The sequence below is a fragment of the Pseudomonas sp. NPDC089996 genome (assembly GCF_044748405.1).
GTDB lineage: Bacteria > Pseudomonadota > Gammaproteobacteria > Pseudomonadales > Pseudomonadaceae > Aquipseudomonas.
The window spans coordinates 34,271-51,489 of sequence record NZ_JBIVGA010000004.1 but is presented as its reverse complement, the minus strand read 5'-3'; the positions used below and the strand labels follow the sequence as shown (position 1 = coordinate 51,489).

15 protein-coding genes are annotated in these 17,219 nt (G+C 63.8%); 5 read left to right on the top strand and 10 right to left on the bottom strand.

Features of this window, described 5'->3' with window-relative positions; genetic code table 11:
- From fis to ACIPW4_RS08070, 9 genes are all read right to left on the bottom strand, one after another.
- Positions 1–321: a DNA-binding transcriptional regulator Fis gene (fis, locus tag ACIPW4_RS08110; RefSeq protein WP_008093076.1), complete on the bottom strand. Its 321-nt coding sequence runs from the start codon at positions 319–321 to the stop codon at positions 1–3.
- The gene (dusB, locus tag ACIPW4_RS08105; protein WP_400656540.1) at positions 318–1,331 is read right to left on the bottom strand and encodes a tRNA dihydrouridine synthase DusB; all 1,014 of its coding nucleotides are present in this window, start codon (positions 1,329–1,331) and stop codon (positions 318–320) included. The genes fis and dusB overlap by 4 nt, the downstream gene beginning before the upstream one ends.
- Before the next feature lie 201 nt (positions 1,332–1,532).
- Entirely contained in the window at positions 1,533–2,852 is a 1,320-nt protein-coding gene (locus ACIPW4_RS08100) for a DUF3426 domain-containing protein (protein WP_400656538.1), read from the bottom strand.
- A 42-nt stretch (positions 2,853–2,894) separates the two neighbouring features.
- Entirely contained in the window at positions 2,895–3,773 is an 879-nt protein-coding gene (prmA, locus tag ACIPW4_RS08095) for a 50S ribosomal protein L11 methyltransferase (RefSeq protein WP_400656536.1), read from the bottom strand.
- A gap of 176 nt (positions 3,774–3,949) precedes the next feature.
- Positions 3,950–5,305 carry an acetyl-CoA carboxylase biotin carboxylase subunit gene (gene accC, locus ACIPW4_RS08090; protein WP_400656534.1) on the bottom strand — a complete coding sequence of 452 codons (1,356 nt, stop codon included), beginning with the start codon at positions 5,303–5,305 and terminating at the stop codon, positions 3,950–3,952.
- A gap of 17 nt (positions 5,306–5,322) precedes the next feature.
- Positions 5,323–5,784: an acetyl-CoA carboxylase biotin carboxyl carrier protein gene (accB, locus tag ACIPW4_RS08085; protein WP_400656532.1), complete on the bottom strand. Its 462-nt coding sequence runs from the start codon at positions 5,782–5,784 to the stop codon at positions 5,323–5,325.
- A 100-nt stretch (positions 5,785–5,884) separates the two neighbouring features.
- The gene (gene aroQ, locus ACIPW4_RS08080; RefSeq protein WP_008093086.1) at positions 5,885–6,337 is read right to left on the bottom strand and encodes a type II 3-dehydroquinate dehydratase; all 453 of its coding nucleotides are present in this window, start codon (positions 6,335–6,337) and stop codon (positions 5,885–5,887) included.
- 179 nt (positions 6,338–6,516) lie between these two features.
- Positions 6,517–8,298, bottom strand: coding sequence for a protein-disulfide reductase DsbD (locus ACIPW4_RS08075; RefSeq protein ID WP_400656530.1), 1,782 nt, complete (start codon positions 8,296–8,298; stop codon positions 6,517–6,519).
- A 239-nt stretch (positions 8,299–8,537) separates the two neighbouring features.
- Complete coding sequence (locus ACIPW4_RS08070; RefSeq protein ID WP_400657228.1) at positions 8,538–10,385, bottom strand: methyl-accepting chemotaxis protein; 1,848 nt, start codon at positions 10,383–10,385, stop codon at positions 8,538–8,540.
- Positions 10,386–10,773: 388 nt separating this feature from the next.
- On the opposite strand from ACIPW4_RS08070, the gene ACIPW4_RS08065 reads away from it, so the two are divergent.
- From ACIPW4_RS08065 to ACIPW4_RS08045, 5 genes are all read left to right on the top strand, one after another.
- On the top strand, positions 10,774–11,841 hold the full coding sequence (locus ACIPW4_RS08065; RefSeq protein ID WP_400656528.1) for a DUF2333 family protein: 1,068 nt from the start codon (positions 10,774–10,776) through the stop codon (positions 11,839–11,841).
- A gap of 2 nt (positions 11,842–11,843) precedes the next feature.
- On the top strand, positions 11,844–12,380 hold the full coding sequence (locus ACIPW4_RS08060) for an NUDIX hydrolase (RefSeq protein WP_400656526.1): 537 nt from the start codon (positions 11,844–11,846) through the stop codon (positions 12,378–12,380).
- A 297-nt stretch (positions 12,381–12,677) separates the two neighbouring features.
- Complete coding sequence (locus ACIPW4_RS08055; protein ID WP_400656524.1) at positions 12,678–13,049, top strand: translation initiation factor Sui1; 372 nt, start codon at positions 12,678–12,680, stop codon at positions 13,047–13,049.
- A 152-nt stretch (positions 13,050–13,201) separates the two neighbouring features.
- A complete protein-coding gene (speA, locus tag ACIPW4_RS08050) occupies positions 13,202–15,115 on the top strand; it encodes an arginine decarboxylase (RefSeq protein WP_400656522.1) in 1,914 nt (637 codons plus the stop codon).
- A 146-nt stretch (positions 15,116–15,261) separates the two neighbouring features.
- Positions 15,262–15,717 (top strand): REP-associated tyrosine transposase, encoded by a 456-nt coding sequence (locus ACIPW4_RS08045; protein WP_400656519.1) that lies wholly within the window; start codon positions 15,262–15,264, stop codon positions 15,715–15,717.
- Positions 15,718–15,832: 115 nt separating this feature from the next.
- Here ACIPW4_RS08045 and ACIPW4_RS08040 read toward each other — a convergent pair whose 3' ends face one another.
- Positions 15,833–17,170, bottom strand: a complete 1,338-nt coding sequence (locus ACIPW4_RS08040) for an MATE family efflux transporter (protein WP_400656517.1) — start codon at positions 17,168–17,170, stop codon at positions 15,833–15,835.
- Positions 17,171–17,219: the final 49 nt, after the last annotated feature.

Here is a 17,219-nt window from a genome sequence, read left to right as displayed (position 1 = left end):
TTACAACAAGTCGTACTGCTTGAGCTTCTTGCGCAGGGTGCCACGGTTGAGCCCGAGCATCTCGCTGGCCTTGGTCTGGTTGCCCTTAACGTAGTTCATCACGCTTTCGAGCAGGGGCGCCTCGACTTCGGAGAGCACCAGGTTGTACACGTCGGTGACGGTCGCGCCTTCCAGGTGTGCGAAGTAGTTGTGCAGCGCCTTCTCGACGCTGTCGCGAAGGGTCTGGCCCTCTTCGCTCGGCGTGTTGAGGTGCTGTTTGAGGTTGGCGTTGTCGCTCACGGGCGTTGTTCCACTCACTAATGTCTCGGTCATCATCGTCATGCGGCCACCCCTTGTCCGTCCTCTGTATCAAGGCTCTGTCGACGTTCGCTGAAATACGCGCGAACGTTGGCGCACTGCGCTTGTGTGTCTTCCAAAGCGTTGAACCGGGAGCGAAACTCCTTGCCACCGGGTCGTGTTGCCAGGTACCAGCCCACGTGCTTGCGGGCAATACGTACGCCCATCACATCGCCATAGAAGGCATGCAGCGCGGCCAGGTGCTCTAGCAGGATGCGTTCCACTTCGTCCAACTGCGGGGCCGGCAAATGCTGGCCAGTCCCCAGAAAATGTTCGATCTCACGAAAGATCCACGGCCGCCCCTGGGCAGCCCGGCCAATCAGCAAACCGTCGACACCGGTGGCGTCCAGCACCGCCCGGGCCTTTTCTGGCGAAGTGATATCGCCATTGGCAAAAACCGGAATGGACACTGCCTGCTTGATGGCAGCGATGGTGTCGTATTCGGCATCACCGGTGTACAGGTCGGCGCGCGTGCGGCCATGCACCGCCAGCGCCTGGATGCCGGCCTGTTCGGCAATCTTCGCCACGTTCAGGCCGTTCTTGTTCGCCCGGTCCCAGCCGGTGCGGATTTTCAGCGTCACCGGTACGTCCACCGCGCCGACCACGGCATGGAGGATTTCGGTGACCAGAGCTTCATCTCTCAATAAAGCAGAGCCTGCAGCTTTGTTGCAGACTTTTTTTGCCGGGCAGCCCATGTTGATATCGATGATCTGGGCGCCTGCCTCGACGTTGGCCCGGGCCGCCGCCGCCATCATCTGCGCATCCCCGCCGGCGATCTGTACCGAGCGCGGCTCGGGATCACCTTCATGGATGCGGCGCAGGCTGGACTTGCGGCTGTTCCACAGGCTCATGTCGCTGCTGACCATCTCCGACACCACCATGCCTGCGCCCAGGCGCTTGCAAAGTGTACGGAAAGGCTGGTCCGTGACCCCGGCCATGGGCGCGAGGATCAGGTTGTTGCGTAGTGTGTATGGGCCGATGCGTACCGCCGACATAGGTGTTCCCTGTTGTGGGGCCGAATCATTGGAGTCGAAAAAGGGTTGGCATGATACCCGCTCTCGGTGACCGGATAAAGATGGATTTGGATAAATTCTGAACAATCGGGCGAGCTGCAAGTGGCAAGCTTCAAGCTGCAAGAGGATGCAGACCGGCTATCGGCTTGCGCGTCTTGAGGCTTGCAGCTAGCCGCTTGTCGCTTATTCCGGCGAGCGGAAGCTGAGGCTGTAATTAACGGCCTTGGGGCCCGGGTCGAGTATGTCGAGGGCGATGTGGATCGGAGTCTGGCTGGGCATTTCACCGCGCCCGGCCAGCTCACCCGACAGGTACTCGCTGGGCTTGAAGCGACGGCTGGCGATCAGCTGGCCGTTGAGGTCGGCGAAACGCAGCTCCAGCAGCGGGAACGGCTGGGCGAACGGTGCGCGGTTGTAGATGATCGCGTCGACGATCAGTGCACCCTTGAAGTCCGGGTGGCTGCGCACGACCAGGTTGCTGCTCTTGATCCGGCCGATATCGACGCGGGTTGGCACTTCGCAGCCGAGCATCGGGCATACCTGCAGGAACACCGGCCGGTACTGATCCTGGCGGGCCATTTCGTCGAAGTGGAACCACACATACTGGAACGCCAGCAGGCCAGCGGCCAGCAGGGTCAGGAAACCCCACAACAGGCGTTTGCCCCAATTGGGCTGGGGTTTCTCCCAGCCCAGCTGCAGCGGGTCGTCGACCACGTCGACCAGCGGTTCCTTGCGCGACGGGCGCTCGGGCCTGGCAGCGAAACCAGGCTCAAGGCGTTCGCCGGGCAGTGGCTCGTGCGGGTCGTCGTCGCGGGCCGACAGGTGGAGGCCGGTGTCGTCGTCATCACGGGCACTGAGGCCCTTTTCGTGGATGACATCGTCATCGGGCTCGTCGAGCCGCTGTGCAGGCTCTGGTTTGCCAGCGTGGTGCGCGGCCGGTTCGTCGTCGAGGTCGAGGTCGAGGTTGCCGCCGAGGGTCGGCTCGGTACGATCGCCCGGCTCAGGCTCCAGTGGCTGCTCTTCCAGCAGGACCGGCGCCGGCTCGTGGGCCGCGAGCGGATCGTCTGGGTCGTCGGTGGCGGTGCCGAACAGTTCGTCGCCATGCTCGTCGGCAGCCGGTTCGTCGCGGCGGGCCTGCAGGGCATCGGCCTTGGCGTCCGGCCGCTGTTCGGCTGCATCGTCACGGCGCTCCAGGCGGGCGAGCTCCTGGTCCAGGTCAAGTTCATCCAGTGCCTGGGCGGTAGTCGCCCACTCTTCATTCTTGACCGGCGCCGGCTCGTTGGCGACCGGTTCAGGCGCAGCGGCAGGGGCTGCCACCGCTGGCGGTGGCGGCACGGGGGCGACGCCAGCCGCGGCGCGGTTCTGCTCCAGCAACTGCTTGGCCGCATTGAACACCTGCAGGCAGTGACCGCAGCGCACGACGCCGCGAGCCACGCTCAACTGGTGATGGGTGACGCGAAAGCTGGTCTGGCAATGCGGGCACTGGGTGACGAAACTGTCGGTCATGCGGCAATCCGGGAGCTGTGCAGAGAAGTATTCTAGGCCCGCTTAGCGGCGCCGACCACTGATGCGTACCCAGCCGTCGCGTACGACGATCGGGTCCAGATCGAAGTCGGCAGCGTAGGCGGCAGCCACCTCCTCACCCTGTTCGGCCAGGATGCCCGACAGCGCCAGCAAGCCACCTGAGCGGACCAGGCCGGCCAGCTGCGGCGCCAGCGACACCAGCGGGCCGGCGAGGATGTTGGCGACCAGTACGTCGGCCTGCATGGCCGGCATGTGCTCGGGCAGGTACAGCGCCAGCTTGTCGTCGGCGATGCCGTTGCGCTGGGCGTTGTCACGCGAGGCTTCGATGGCCTGCACATCGATGTCGGTGCCGACGGCTTCGCGAGCACCCAGCAACAGGGCTGCGATGGCGAGGATGCCCGAGCCGCAGCCGAAGTCCAGCACCTGGGTGTCTTGCAGCTGCTGGCCGTCGAGCCATTCCAGGCACAGCGCGGTGGTCGGATGGGTGCCGGTGCCGAAGGCCAGGCCCGGGTCGAGCAGCAGGTTGACCGCGTCCTTTTCCGGGGCATCGTGCCAGCTCGGCACGATCCACAGGCGCTGGCCGAAGCGCATTGGCTGGAACCCGTCCATCCAGCTGCGCTCCCAGTCCTGGTCTTCGATCACCTCGGCCTGATGCTCGGGCAACTCGGCGCCGGTCAGCAATTGCAGGTGGGCGAATACCGCTTCAGGCTCGGCGTCGGCTTCGAACAGTGCCAGCAGGTGGGTGTGCGACCACAACGGGGTGGTGTTGAGGTCGGGTTCGAAGATCGGCTGGTCTTCGGCATCCATGAACGTGACCGATACGGCGCCGACTTCGAGCAGGGCGTCTTCGTAGGTTTCGGCTTGTTCCGGGCTGATGGCCAGGCGTACTTGCAGCCAAGGCATGGCGGGCACCTTTGGTAAATCGACAGGGGCAGCCCGAGGCTGCGCGAAGGCTGGCAGTTTACGCGAGTGTGGGAGGTTTGTAGAGCAGGGCAGAAGGCGCTGGAGCAGGCCGCTCCTACAGGGCAATAAAAAACCCCGGAACATGTCCGGGGTTCTGATGCATCACGCTGCCGAGATCACTCCTGGTTAGCCAGTTTGTGCTCGAGGTAGTGGATGTTGACGCCGCCTTTGCAGAAACCTTCATCACGCACCAGGTCACGGTGCAGCGGGATGTTGGTCTTGATGCCGTCGACGACGATTTCGTCCAGGGCATTGCGCATGCGCGCCATGGCTTCGTCGCGGTCTTTGCCGTAGGTGATCAGCTTGCCGATCAGCGAGTCGTAGTTCGGCGGAACCGAATAGCCGCTGTACAGGTGCGAATCGACGCGAACGCCGTTGCCGCCCGGGGCGTGGAAGTGCTTGACCTTGCCTGGGCTCGGAATGAACTTCTTCGGGTCTTCGGCGTTGATCCGGCATTCCAGCGAGTGACCACGGATGACCACGTCTTCCTGGCGGAACGACAGCTTGTTGCCAGCGGCGATGCTCAGCATCTCCTTGACGATGTCGATACCGGTGACCATTTCCGACACCGGGTGCTCAACCTGTACGCGGGTGTTCATCTCGATGAAGTAGAAACGGCCGTTCTCGTACAGGAACTCGAAGGTGCCGGCACCGCGGTAGCCGATTTCGATGCACGCATCGACGCAACGCTTGAAGACTTCCTGGCGGGCCTTCTCGTCGATGCCCGGGGCCGGGGCTTCTTCCAGCACTTTCTGGTGACGGCGCTGCAGCGAGCAGTCACGGTCGCCCAGGTGGATGGCGTTGCCCTGGCCGTCGGACAGCACCTGAACCTCCACGTGGCGTGGGTTGGTCAGGAACTTCTCCAGGTAGACCATCGGGTTGCCGAAGGCAGCACCGGCTTCGGTACGGGTGAGCTTGGCCGAGGCAATCAGGTCCTCTTCCTTGTGCACCACGCGCATGCCGCGACCACCACCGCCACCGGCGGCCTTGATGATCACCGGGTAGCCGACGTCACGGGCGATCGCCAGGGCGACTTCTTCGTCTTCCGGCAACGGGCCATCGGAGCCTGGCACGGTCGGTACGCCCGACTTGATCATCGCGTCCTTGGCCGAAACCTTGTCGCCCATCAGGCGAATGGTGTCGGCTTTCGGGCCGATGAAGGCGAAACCGGATTTTTCAACCTGCTCGGCAAAATCGGCGTTTTCAGCCAGGAAGCCATAACCAGGGTGGATCGCAGTAGCGCCAGTCACTTCTGCGGCGGCAATGATCGCCGGGATCTTCAGGTACGAATCCTTGGATGGCGCGGGACCGATGCAGACCGACTCGTCTGCCAGGCCCAGGTGCATCAGTTCGCGGTCAGCGGTGGAGTGCACGGCGACGGTCTTGATACCCAGCTCTTTACAGGCACGCAGGATCCGCAGGGCAATTTCCCCGCGGTTGGCGATCAGGACTTTTTCGAGCTTCGCAGACATCGTTGGCTCTCCGCGATTCAAACGATGGTGAACAGCGGCTGGTCGAACTCAACCGGCTGACCGTCTTCTACCAGAATGGCGTCGATGACACCGCCGAAGTCGGCTTCGATGTGGTTCATCATCTTCATCGCTTCGACGATGCACAGGGTGTCGCCTTTCTTCACGCTCTGGCCAACTTCAGCGAAGTTCGGCGAGGTCGGCGAAGGCTTGCGGTAGAAGGTACCGACCATTGGCGAGCGCACCACGTTGCCTTTCAGGGCTGGGGCGGCAGCTTCGGCAGCAGCGGCTGGCGCAGCGGCAGCGGCCGGGGCGGCTACAGGCGCGGCAGCCATCGGTGCAGGTGCGTAGAACTGCTGGGCAGCCGGGGTCTTGCTGTGACGGCTGATACGGACCGACTCTTCGCCTTCCTTGATCTCCAGTTCGTCGATGCCAGACTCTTCCAGCAGCTCGATCAGTTTCTTGACTTTACGGATATCCATTAATCATCAACTCCCAAAGGTTCGGTCAGGGGGCGAAATACAAAAACGTATCTGAACGTTTCTCTCTAACCCCGGCCCACTGAGGCCAGGGTTTTCGTTATCAGGGCTGTGCGTTGGCAGCCAGTTGTTCCAGTGCGGACTCCAGGGCCAGGCGATAACCGCTGGCGCCCAGGCCGCAAATCACACCTACGGCTACATCGGAAAAGTAGGAGTGGTGACGGAACGGTTCGCGTTTGTGCACGTTGGACAGGTGCACTTCGATGAATGGGATGCTCACCGCGAGCAATGCGTCACGTAATGCGACGCTCGTGTGGGTGAAAGCAGCCGGATTGATCAGGATGAAGTCCACACCCTCGTTGCGTGCAGCGTGAATACGGTCGATCAATTCGTATTCGGCATTGCTCTGCAGGTATTGCAGATGGTGGCCAGCGGCGCGGGCGCGTTGCTCCAGGTCCTGGTTGATCTGGGCCAGGGTCACGGCGCCGTAGTGGCCCGGTTCGCGCGTGCCGAGCAGGTTCAGGTTGGGGCCGTGAAGCACCAGTAGGGTTGCCATCTGCGGTTTCCTTGGATTTGTAGGGCAATTCGACACAGCGCGGCGAGTGTGCCGCAAAGCGACGGCAAGTGTCCAGTTCCCGGCAATAGCCAGCACGTTGCCCGAGGTTCGCGCGAAGTATGTGACCAAATAATTAAATCTGGTCACTGATTGGGAGAAAATTCCCGGCTCGCGGGAAGTTATAGACCGAGTTTGCCCCGAACGCGCGTCAGAATTTGCGCAAATTCCCCGGCGTTTATCTCGCCAATGACCCGATCGGTGGTCATTTCGCTGCCGTTCGCAGCAAAGAACAGTAGCGCTGGTGGGCCGAACAGCTGGTATCGGTCAAGCAGCGTGCGCTGTTCGGCGCTGCTCTCGGTAAGGTCGAAGCGCAGCAGCTTGAAGGCGCCCAACTGCCCTTGAACCTGCGGTGCATTGAGCACTTCGTGTTCGATCACCTTGCAGCTGATGCACCAGTCGGCGTACCAGTCCAGCAGTACCGGTTGGCCTGCGGCCTTGGCTTGGGCCAGGGCGGCGTCCAGCGCCGTCGGCGTGGTCACGGTCTGCCAGGCGCCCGAGGTTGCCGCCGCCGGGCTGCTGGCGCTTGCCACGACGCGGGCTGGCAGTGGCCGCAGCGGATCGCCCTGGCCGTTCAAGGCGCCGTACCAGCAGGCCAGGGCATACACCAGCAGGGCCAGGCCGAGCAGCTGTGCCAGGCGTTGATGTGGCGTTTTGACCACCAACTCCAGGGTGCCGAGGAACAACGCCACCCCAGCAGCCAGGAAGCCGACCAGCAGCAAGGTCGCCGGCCCTGGCAGCACGCGGCTTAGCAAGCCGATGGCCAGGCCCAGCAGCAGCACGCCGATGGCGTTTTTAACGGTGTTCAGCCAAGGGCCGCTCTTTGGCAGCCAGGCGGCTCCCCCCGTGGCGATCAGCAGCAAGGGGGCGCCCATGCCCAGGCCCAGGGCGAACAGCTTGAGCGCCCCGCCCACGGCGTCGCCGCTGGCGCTGATGTACAGCAAGGCACCGGCCAGCGGCGCTGATACACAGGGCGAGACCAGCAGGCTGGAGAGTACGCCGAGCACTGCCGCACCGAGCAGTGAGCCACCCCTGGTGTGGTTGGCGACGTTGTTAAGGCGGTTGCTCAGGCCCTGGGGCAACTTGAGTTCGAACAGGCCGAACATGGCCAGGGCGAACACCACGAAGAACAGCGCGAAAGGCACCAGCACCCAAGCCGATTGCAGGCGTGCCTGCAGGTTCAGACCGGCGCCGAACAGGCCCATCAGCGCGCCAAGCACGGCAAAACTGGCAGCCATCGGCAGCACGTAGGCCAGCGACAGGGCCAGACCGCGCAGGCCGCCGACCTGGCCACGCAGGACCACGCCGGAGAGGATCGGCAGCATCGGCAGCACGCACGGGGTGAAGGTCAGGCCGACCCCGGCGAGAAAGAACAGCAGCAGCGACTTCCAGCTCCAGCCCTGTTCGCTGCCTGCGGGCAAGGCAGTGGCTGCGCTGGCACCTTCACCATTGATACTCAGGCGCTCGGTTTCCGGCGGGTAGCACAGGCCCTTGTCGGCGCAGCCCTGGTAGCCGACCAGCAGAGTGAAGGCGCGGGCGTCGGTGCGTGGTATTTCGATGTCGAGCACGCCGTGGTACACCTCGACGTCACCGAAGAATTCGTCGTGCTTGGCTTCGCCCTTGGGAATGTCGGGCGTGCCCAGGGCGATGTCTGCCGGTTCGGTGCGGAAGTGGAAGCGGTGGCGGTACAGGTAATAACCGTCGGTGGCGACGAAGCGTAGTTTGATGGTTTGCGCGTCGGCCTGCACCAGGCTGAGCTTGAAGGCCTCGTGCACCGGCAGGAAGTCGGCGTTGTTGGACAGCGAAGCGGCGCCGAGGGTGGCGCTGGGGCGGTTGTCGAGCAGGCCCGTGGCGAAAGCAGGGCTGGCCAGCAGCAGGAACAGCAGGAAAAACAGGCGGCGCATGGCGGACTCGCGAGGTGGAACGTGCCCGGCATGATAGCGGAGTTGGCGGTGATTTGGGGGGGCAGTGGGCAGGAGGCCTGTTGCGATCCTGATGCATCCACTGTCCTTGTGGGAGCGGCCTTGCGTCGCGAAAGGGGTGCGAAGCGCCCCCAGGATATGTGCATCAGCGCTGATATTGCTGGGGCCGCGTTGCGGCCCTTTCGCGACGCAAGGCCCCCACATGGGTAGCGTATGCCTTGCTAGACCCTGAAGGCCCGCACCGCCTTGCTCAGCTCCCCGCCCAGGCTCAGCAGCTGCTCACCTTGCTCACGACCTTCGCCGATGCGCTGCAGGTTGTCCTCACCCAATTCATGAATCCGCTCACTGTGATCGCGAATCTCGCTCACCGCACCGCTCTGCTGCGCGGTGACATCGGCAATGCGCACCGCGGTATCGGCAATTGTACGGATAGCGCTGACGATTTCGTCCAGCGCGCCATCGGCGGCCTGAGCCTGATTGGCGGTGGCTTCAGCATGTTCGAGCTGGGTGCGCATCCCGGCCACCGACTCTCGCGCTGCCTGTTGCAGGCGGTCGATCAGGGCCTGGATCTCACCGGTTGCACCCGTGGTGCGCTGCGCCAGTGAGCGCACCTCGTCGGCCACCACTGCAAATCCCCGGCCCATCTCACCCGCACGGGCTGCCTCGATGGCCGCGTTCAGCGCCAGCAGGTTAGTCTGTTCGGCAATCGAGCGGATCACCGTCAGCACGCCACCGATGGTGGCCGATTCCTCGGCCAACTGCTCGATCATCCGTGCGTTGCCCTGGACCTCGTCGACCAGCGCCCGCAGCCCCGAGAGGCTCTGGCCGATCACCGTCTGGCCCTGCTCCACCGCACGCCCGGCGTCGCGGCTGGCATCGGCGGCGGAGCTGGCATCGCCGGCCACTTGCTGGATGGTCGCTTCCAGCTCGCCAAGCGCATCGCGAATCTGCCCGGTGTCACCGGCCTGGCGTTCGGCTCCGTCGTGCAGGGCGGCGCTCATGCCGGCCAGGGCATGGCTGCTGCCAGCCACCTGCTCGGCGTTGTGGCGGATGGTGCCGACCAGCTCCACCAGGTACTGGCGCAGGCGGTTGAGTGATTCCTGGATATCGTGCAGCTCGCGGTAGGTCCTGCCCAGGGCGATGGGCGCGGCGAAGTCGCCTTCGGCCCAGCGCGACAGGGCCGGAGCCAGGCTGGTCAGGGTGCGGGCCAGGCGCCGCTGCAAGGTATCGATGAGCAGGGCGATCAGCAGGATCAGGCCGATCATCAACCCCTGCATGATGCGCACTTCGCCGGCAATCTTCGCGTGCTGGCCGCGGACTTGCGGTTCGAGGCCGGCGATGGCCTGTTGCACGGCATCCAGCCGCTGGTTGGTGCTGGCGGCCAGGGCGGTGCGGCGCTCGATCTGCTCGCGGGTACGCTGCAGCTCGGCGGGGTAGCGGTTGAGCAGGCTTTGCAGCTCGCGTTTGAGGCCGACTGCCACATCTTCCTGTTGCGCGCCAGCCTGGGACTCCAGGCCCATCATGGCTGCGAAGTCGTCGGCGTTGGATTCGGCGGCGCGGGTCACGCCCAGCAGCGGCAGGCCGTCGATGACCTGGGCCTGGGTGCGGATCAGTTGCAGTTCGCGCTCGACTTCGTCGGCCAGTTCGGCGCGGCCGCTGCTGACCAGCTTGTCCCGGGCCAGCGACAGGCGGCCCAGGTGCACGGTGGCGTCGAGCAGTGGCAGCAGGTAATCGTTGGCTGCACTGCTGCCGCTGTCGCGGGCATACCCGGCCAACTGTTCGAAATTGGCCCCCAGCTCACGTTCGGCCTGCAACAGCAGAGCCTGCGGGTCGCCTGCCAGCTTGCCGGCAGCGAGCAGCTCATTGGCACTGAAGGCCTGCAGGGTGTTCAGGCTCGGGCGCAGCTTGGCGGCCAGGTCTGGTGGCCAGTCGGCCAAGGAGGCTTCGAGCTGCTTGTTGGCTTCGACCGCAGCGGCGTGGCGCAAGGCATCGCCGCTGCCCAGGTAGGCCTGGACGTTGCCTGCGGTCTGATACTGGAACTGCTGTGACAGCCCCAGGTAGCGCTCCATCAACTGATAGGGCCGCTCCAGGGCGCGTTGCGACCACCACAAGGTCGCACCCAGGGCAATACACACGGTCACCAGCAACAGGGTGTTGAAATTGGTCAGCCACTTCAGGCGCATAGCCGCGAACTTCCTGCGGGGGAGTCGAGAGATAGGTGCCTGAATTTATGGCGAATTTGTTACCAGGTGATGACGCTGGTGGCGTTGCGCCACTGTTCGAGGCTGTCTACATCGACGAAGCTATGCGGACGATTATTCACTGACAGACTCATTGGTCGCTTATGCGTACGGCGGTGTCTGCTTTATAGTGCTGCGACGCGGGCTTGCCGTGGCACCCTGGCGCTGGCCTGTGGTCCAACCCCGTGAACCGTCGTGACTGATTAAGGACAAAGCCATGCTGGACTGGAAAAACCGCGAGGCCAAAGCCGAGCCTCGCGAGCGTGTGGATGGCCGCGGCGCCGCAGCCCGTAGCTACGTTGGCGGCCTCTGGAGCCGTGCCCTGGGGACGCTGATCGGCTTGTACCTGCTGGTCTGCATCGGCCTGGGCTGGTACTGGAGCGAAGAGCCGGACCTGTTCCCGGTTCAGCAGAATGCCCAGGCCGCCGCCGAGCGCAGCGGCCAGCAGATGGTGGTCGGCTATACCACCATCGAAACCCTCAAGACCGTGGCCAGTACCTTGCTGAACAAGCCGGGCGGTTACATTTCCAACGACCGCTTCCCGCCGGGCCTGTGGATGGACAACATGCCGAGCTGGGAGTACGGCGTACTGGTGCAGGTGCGCGACCTGTCCCGGGCCCTGCGCAAGGACTTCGCCCGCTCGCAGTCGCAATCCACCGAAGACGCCGACCTGGCCAAGGCCGAACCGCGCTTCAACTTTGACAACAAGAGCTGGATCCTGCCATCGAGCGAGTCGGAGTTCGAAGAGGGCATCAAGTCGCTGAGCCGCTACCAGACCCGCCTGGCCGCCGGCGACAAGGGCGCGATCTTCTATACCCGCGCCGACAACCTGAACAACTGGCTGGGTGACGTCGCTACCCGCCTGGGTTCGCTGTCGCAGCGCCTGTCGGCCAGTGTTGGCCGGGTCAAGCTCAACTCCACCCTGAAGACCGAGTCGGTAGTCGCCGGCCAGGCGCCGCAGGTGGATGAAGAGCTGGTGGAAACCCCGTGGCTGCAGATCGACAACGTGTTCTATGAAGCCCGTGGCCAGGCCTGGGCGCTGTCGCATGTGCTGCGCGCCATCGAGGTCGACTTTGCCGACGTGCTGGCGAAGAAAAACGCCACGGTCAGCGTGCGCCAGATCATTCGTGAACTGGAAGCCTCGCAGGAGCCACTGTGGAGCCCGATGGTACTGAACGGCAGCGGGTTCGGCATGTGGGCCAACCATTCGTTGGTCATGGCCAACTACATTTCCCGGGCCAACGCTGCGGTGATCGACCTGCGCCAGCTGCTGTCGCAGGGTTGAGCATGGCCATCAGCGCCAACGAGGCCGCCCACCGGGCGGCTTCTGACCGCGAGCTGGTTGCCTGGGTGGACGAAGCCGACCAGGTGCTCGGCGCGCTGCCCAGGGCCGAGCTGCGTGAGCGCGGCCTGATCGGCCGCTGCACCTTCATTCTGCTGTTCAACAGTGCCGGTGAGCTGTGCGTGCATCGGCGGGCCCTGAGCAAGGCGCTGTACCCGGGGCATTGGGATGTGGCCGCTGGCGGCATGGTGACGGCAGGCGAGGCGTATGACGACTCGGCTGCACGGGAGCTGGCCGAGGAGCTGGGCATCGAAGGCGTCGAGCTGCGCTTTCATGAGCGCTTCTATTTCGATCAGCCAGACAACCACCTGTGGTGCGCGGTGTATTCGGCGGTGTCGGATGCACCATTGCGGTTGCAGCCGGAAGAGGTGATCGAGGCGAAATTCGTCAGCCTTGAGCTGGCTGAGCAGGAAAGCCTGATCAAACCGTATTGCCCGGACTCGCTGGCGGCCTTACAGCGTTACAAGGCCAGCCTGGGATAGTTGTTCTGGCTGTCCCGGCCCTTTCGCGGGCGCGCCCGCTCCCACAGGTGCGGCGCCGGTCTCAAGCGCTGCACAGCCCCTGTGGGAGCGGGCGTGCCCGCGAATAGTCGCAAATCATTCGCAAAATGGCGCATTCCAGTACTTAGCAAGAGACTGATTTATCGTTACACTGCGCGCCCTTTTCGGGCTGCCGCAGGATCTTGCGGCAGTAGCGCCGCCCCTGCCAGAGTGGGGCTTCGCGGTCGGTTCCTGCCCCAGGTACCGACCAGTTTTTGTCCTCAGCACAGAGGAACAAAAGTGGCCAAGAAAGCTTCTTCCTTCGCCGCCCTTGGCGGTCTCGTTTACTCCACCGATGCCGGCCGGCATTGCCCCGACTGTGGCCAACCGGTGGACGCCTGCACCTGCAAGCAGCACGTCATCCCCGAAGGTGACGGCATCGCCCGTGTGCGCCGTGAAAGCAAAGGCCGTGGCGGCAAGACCGTGACCACCGTCACCGGTGTGCCGCTGCCGCTCGACCAGCTCAAGGAGCTGGCCACCACCCTCAAGCGCCGCTGCGGTACCGGCGGCGCCCTGAAGGAGGGGGTGATCGAGATCCAGGGCGACCACGTCGAGCTGCTGATTGCCGAGCTGATCAAGCAGGGCTTCAAGGCGAAAAAGTCCGGCGGCTGATTCGCCGGCGCGATTTTTTGCCCAACGCTTTCTAAACTCGTTCCCGTGACCAGGGTCTACCCCAGGGCACGGACGAATCGTCATTTTTGGCTTTTACACTGCGCCCGCCTGCTTGTGGGGCAGTGTCTTCGACTTATCTATAGGGGACTTGAATGTCCGTACGACGCACACGCAAAGACGATGGTAGCCAATGGACCGTGGCCGACAGCCGCAGTGTTTATGGCATCCGCCATTGGGGCGCTGGTTATTTCGCCATCAATGAAGCCGGGCGCGTCGAAGTGCGCCCCAACGGCCCTGGCAGCGCGCCGATTGACTTGTTCGAACAGGTCGACGGGCTGCGCCAGAGCGGCCTGTCGCTGCCGCTGCTGGTACGTTTCCCCGACATCCTCCAGGACCGGGTGCGTCAGCTGACCGGCGCGTTCGATGCCAACATCGCGCGTCTTGAGTATCAGAGCCAATACACCGCGTTGTACCCGATCAAGGTCAACCAGCAGGAAGCGGTGGTGGAAAACATCATCGCCACGCAAAACGTGTCGATCGGCCTGGAAGCCGGTTCCAAGCCCGAGCTGCTGGCAGTGCTGGCGCTGGCGCCGAAGGGCGGCACCATCGTCTGCAACGGCTACAAGGACCGCGAATTCATCCGCCTGGCGCTGATGGGCCAGAAGCTTGGCCACAACGTATTCATCGTCATCGAGAAAGAGTCGGAAGTGGCGCTGGTGATCGACGAGGCCGCCGAGCTCAAGGTCAAGCCACAGGTCGGCCTGCGCGTGCGCCTGTCGTCGCTGGCCTCGAGCAAGTGGGCCGATACCGGGGGCGAGAAGTCCAAGTTCGGTCTGTCTGCCGCCCAGCTGATTTCGGTGGTGCAGCGCTTCCGCGATGCCGGCCTGGACCAGGGCATCCGCCTGCTGCACTTCCACATGGGCTCGCAGATCGCCAACCTGGCCGACTACCAGCACGGCTTCAAGGAAGCCATCCGCTACTACGGCGAATTGCGTGCGCTGGGCCTGCCGGTCGACCATATCGACGTCGGCGGTGGCCTGGGCGTGGACTACGACGGTACCCACTCGCGCAACGCCAGCTCGATCAACTACGACATGGACGATTACGCCGGCGTGGTGGTGGGCATGCTCAAGGAGTTCTGCGACGCGCAGGGCCTGCCGCACCCGCACATCTTCTCCGAGAGCGGCCGTTCGCTGACGGCGCACCACGCCATGCTGGTGATCCAGGTCACCGACGTCGAGAAGCACAACGACGATGTGCCGACCATCGAGAACAAGGAAGCCCTGCCGGAAACCGTGCAGTGGCTGGTGGACCTGCTGGGCCCGACCGACATCGAGATGGTCACCGAAACCTACTGGCGTGCCACCCACTATATGGGCGACGTGGCAGCGCAGTACGCCGATGGCAAGATCAGCCTGGCCGAAAAAGCCTTGGCCGAGCAGTGCTACTTCGCCGTGTGTCGTCGCCTGCACAACTCGCTCAAAGCCCGCCAGCGCTCGCACCGCCAGGTGCTGGACGAGCTCAACGACAAGCTGGCCGACAAGTACATCTGCAACTTCTCGGTGTTCCAGAGCCTGCCGGACACCTGGGCCATCGGCCAGGTACTGCCGATCATCCCGCTGCACCGCCTGGACGAAGAGCCGATGCGTCGTGCCGTGCTGCAGGACCTGACCTGCGACTCCGACGGCAAGATCAACCAGTACGTCGACGAGCAGAGCATCGAGACCAGCATGCCGGTGCATGCGGTCAACGAAGGTGAGGACTATCTGCTGGGCGTGTTCCTGGTCGGTGCCTACCAGGAAATCCTCGGCGACATGCACAACCTGTTCGGTGACACCGATTCGGTGAACATCTACCAGAACGCCGATGGCAGCGTGTACCACGCCGGTATCGAGACCCACGACACCATCGAAGACATGCTGCGCTACGTGCACCTGTCGCCGGAGGAGTTGATGACTCACTACCGAGACAAGGTGGCCAGCGCCAGGATCAGCGCACGTGAGCGGACCCAGTTCCTCGATGCGTTGCGTTTGGGCCTGACTCGCTCGTCCTACCTCTCGTCGTGATCACAGAGGCCGCTCCTTTGTAGGAGCGGCCTTGCGTCGCGAAATGAGGGCGAAGCCCTCCACTACGTCACACCTGGCAATGGTCTGTACGCGGTCCTTGGGGACACTGGGTCTACCGTTGAACGCAATGTTCAAAGGAAAATGACATGTACGGTCAAGGCAATCACCGCCTGAGGCAAGGGCGCTATTCAGAGCCTGGCAGGCTGTACCTGCTTACCACTGTGACTCGTAATCGAAACCCACTCTTCAGCGACCTGCTGTTTGCGCGAGTTGTCATCAGTCAATTGCGGCAATCCGATGAGGAGGGCAGCTGTCGATCACTGGCCTGGGTGCTGATGCCAGATCATTTGCACTGGTTGATCGAACTTGGCTCAGCGAACCTGGGTAACCTGATGTGCGCATTCAAGTCGCGAAGCAGTTGTGCGCTGTATAAAGCTGGGGCTGAGCGACAACACATCTGGCAACCTGGATTTCACGATAGGGCATTGCGCCGGGAAGAGGATGTGAAGGCAGCTGCGCGATACATCATTGCCAATCCTGTTCGAGCTGGGCTGGTTCGACGTGCAGGCGAGTATTCTCATTGGGATTGTGTGTGGCTTTGAGTAAGCAGTGAGGGCTTCGCCCTCATTTCGCGACACAAGGCCGCTCCTACAAGAGAGCACAATTTCCTGTAGGAGCGGCCTTGCGTCGCGAAAGGGCCGCGAAGCGGCCCCGGCGTCACTGAATCCAGCGCCCTCTTTCCTGCAACCTCCACCCAACCCACCCCAACGTCACCGCCCGCAACGCCATGAACCCAAGAAAGGCCAGCCACAACCCATGGTTGCCAAACCCGCTCATGACCACCCCCAAAGGCAGCGCAATCAGCACTGACAGCAGCATCGCATTGCGCATCTCCCGCGCCCGGGTGGCGCCGATGAACAGCCCGTCGAGCAAGTAGCTCCACACTGCAATCAACGGCAGCAGTGCCAGATACGGCAGGTATGGATAAGCCGCTGCCCGCACGCTTTCGATATCGGTCTGCAGGTCGATGAACAGGTGCCCGCCCAGAAGGAACAAACCGGCAAACCCCAGGCTGGTGATCAATGACCAACCGCAGGCCACCACCAGCGAGCGGCGCAAGGTATCTCGGTCGCGCGCCCCGATGGCATGTCCGCACAGCGCCTCCACGGCATGTGCCAGGCCATCGAGGGCGTAGGCGGTGAGCAGCAGCCCGTTGAGCAGCAGGGCATTGGCCGCCACCGTCGCCTCGCCCAGGCGAGCGCCCTGCACGGTAATCAGCAGGAACACCAGCTGCAGCGCCAGGCTGCGCAGGAAGATGTCGCGGTTCACCGCCAGCAATGGCCGCCAGGCCTGCCAGCGCCTGAGTGCCGCCCAGGCGATCTGCCCGGGGTAGGCGCGCAGGGCCGGGCGGGTCAGGGCCAGGCCGAGCAGGGCAGCGCTCCATTCGGCGATCACCGAGGCACGGGCCGAACCCAGCACGCCCCAGTTCAGGCCCAGCACGAACCACACGTTGAGGGCGATGTTCAGCAGGTTGGTGGTCAGCAGGATCGCCAACGGCGCCCGTGCGTTCTGGGTGCCGAGGAACCAGCCGACCAGCGCGTAGCTGGCCAGCGCCGCCGGCAGGCCCAGCAACCGGGTGTGGAAGAAGTCTTCGGTAGATTGCTGCAACGCCTCGCTCGGTTGCATGGCGTGCAGTGCCAGCTGGCTGAAGGGCAGGGCGAGCAGGCCGATCAGCAGGGCAAAGGCTGCCGCAAGCAGCAGGCCCAGCACCAGCACCTGGCGCAGCGCTGCGCCGTCGGCACGCCCCGCGGCCTGGGCGGCGAAGCCGGTGGAGCCCATGCGCAGGAAGCCCATCAGGCCGACCATGAAGGTGAACAGCGTGGCGCCCACGGCCACTGCGCCGAGTTGGTGGGCGTGGGGCAGGTGGCCGATCACGGTGCTGTCGACAAGCGCCACCAGCGGTACCGAGATGTTGGAGAGGATCATTGGTGCTGCCAGCGCCCAGACCTTGCGGTGGGTGGGGCGGTGCTGCCAGTCGGTGGTCAGTTGCGACATTGAAATTCCTGTGCAGATAGGGCCGTTTTGCGCCCCTCGTGTTTCAGCT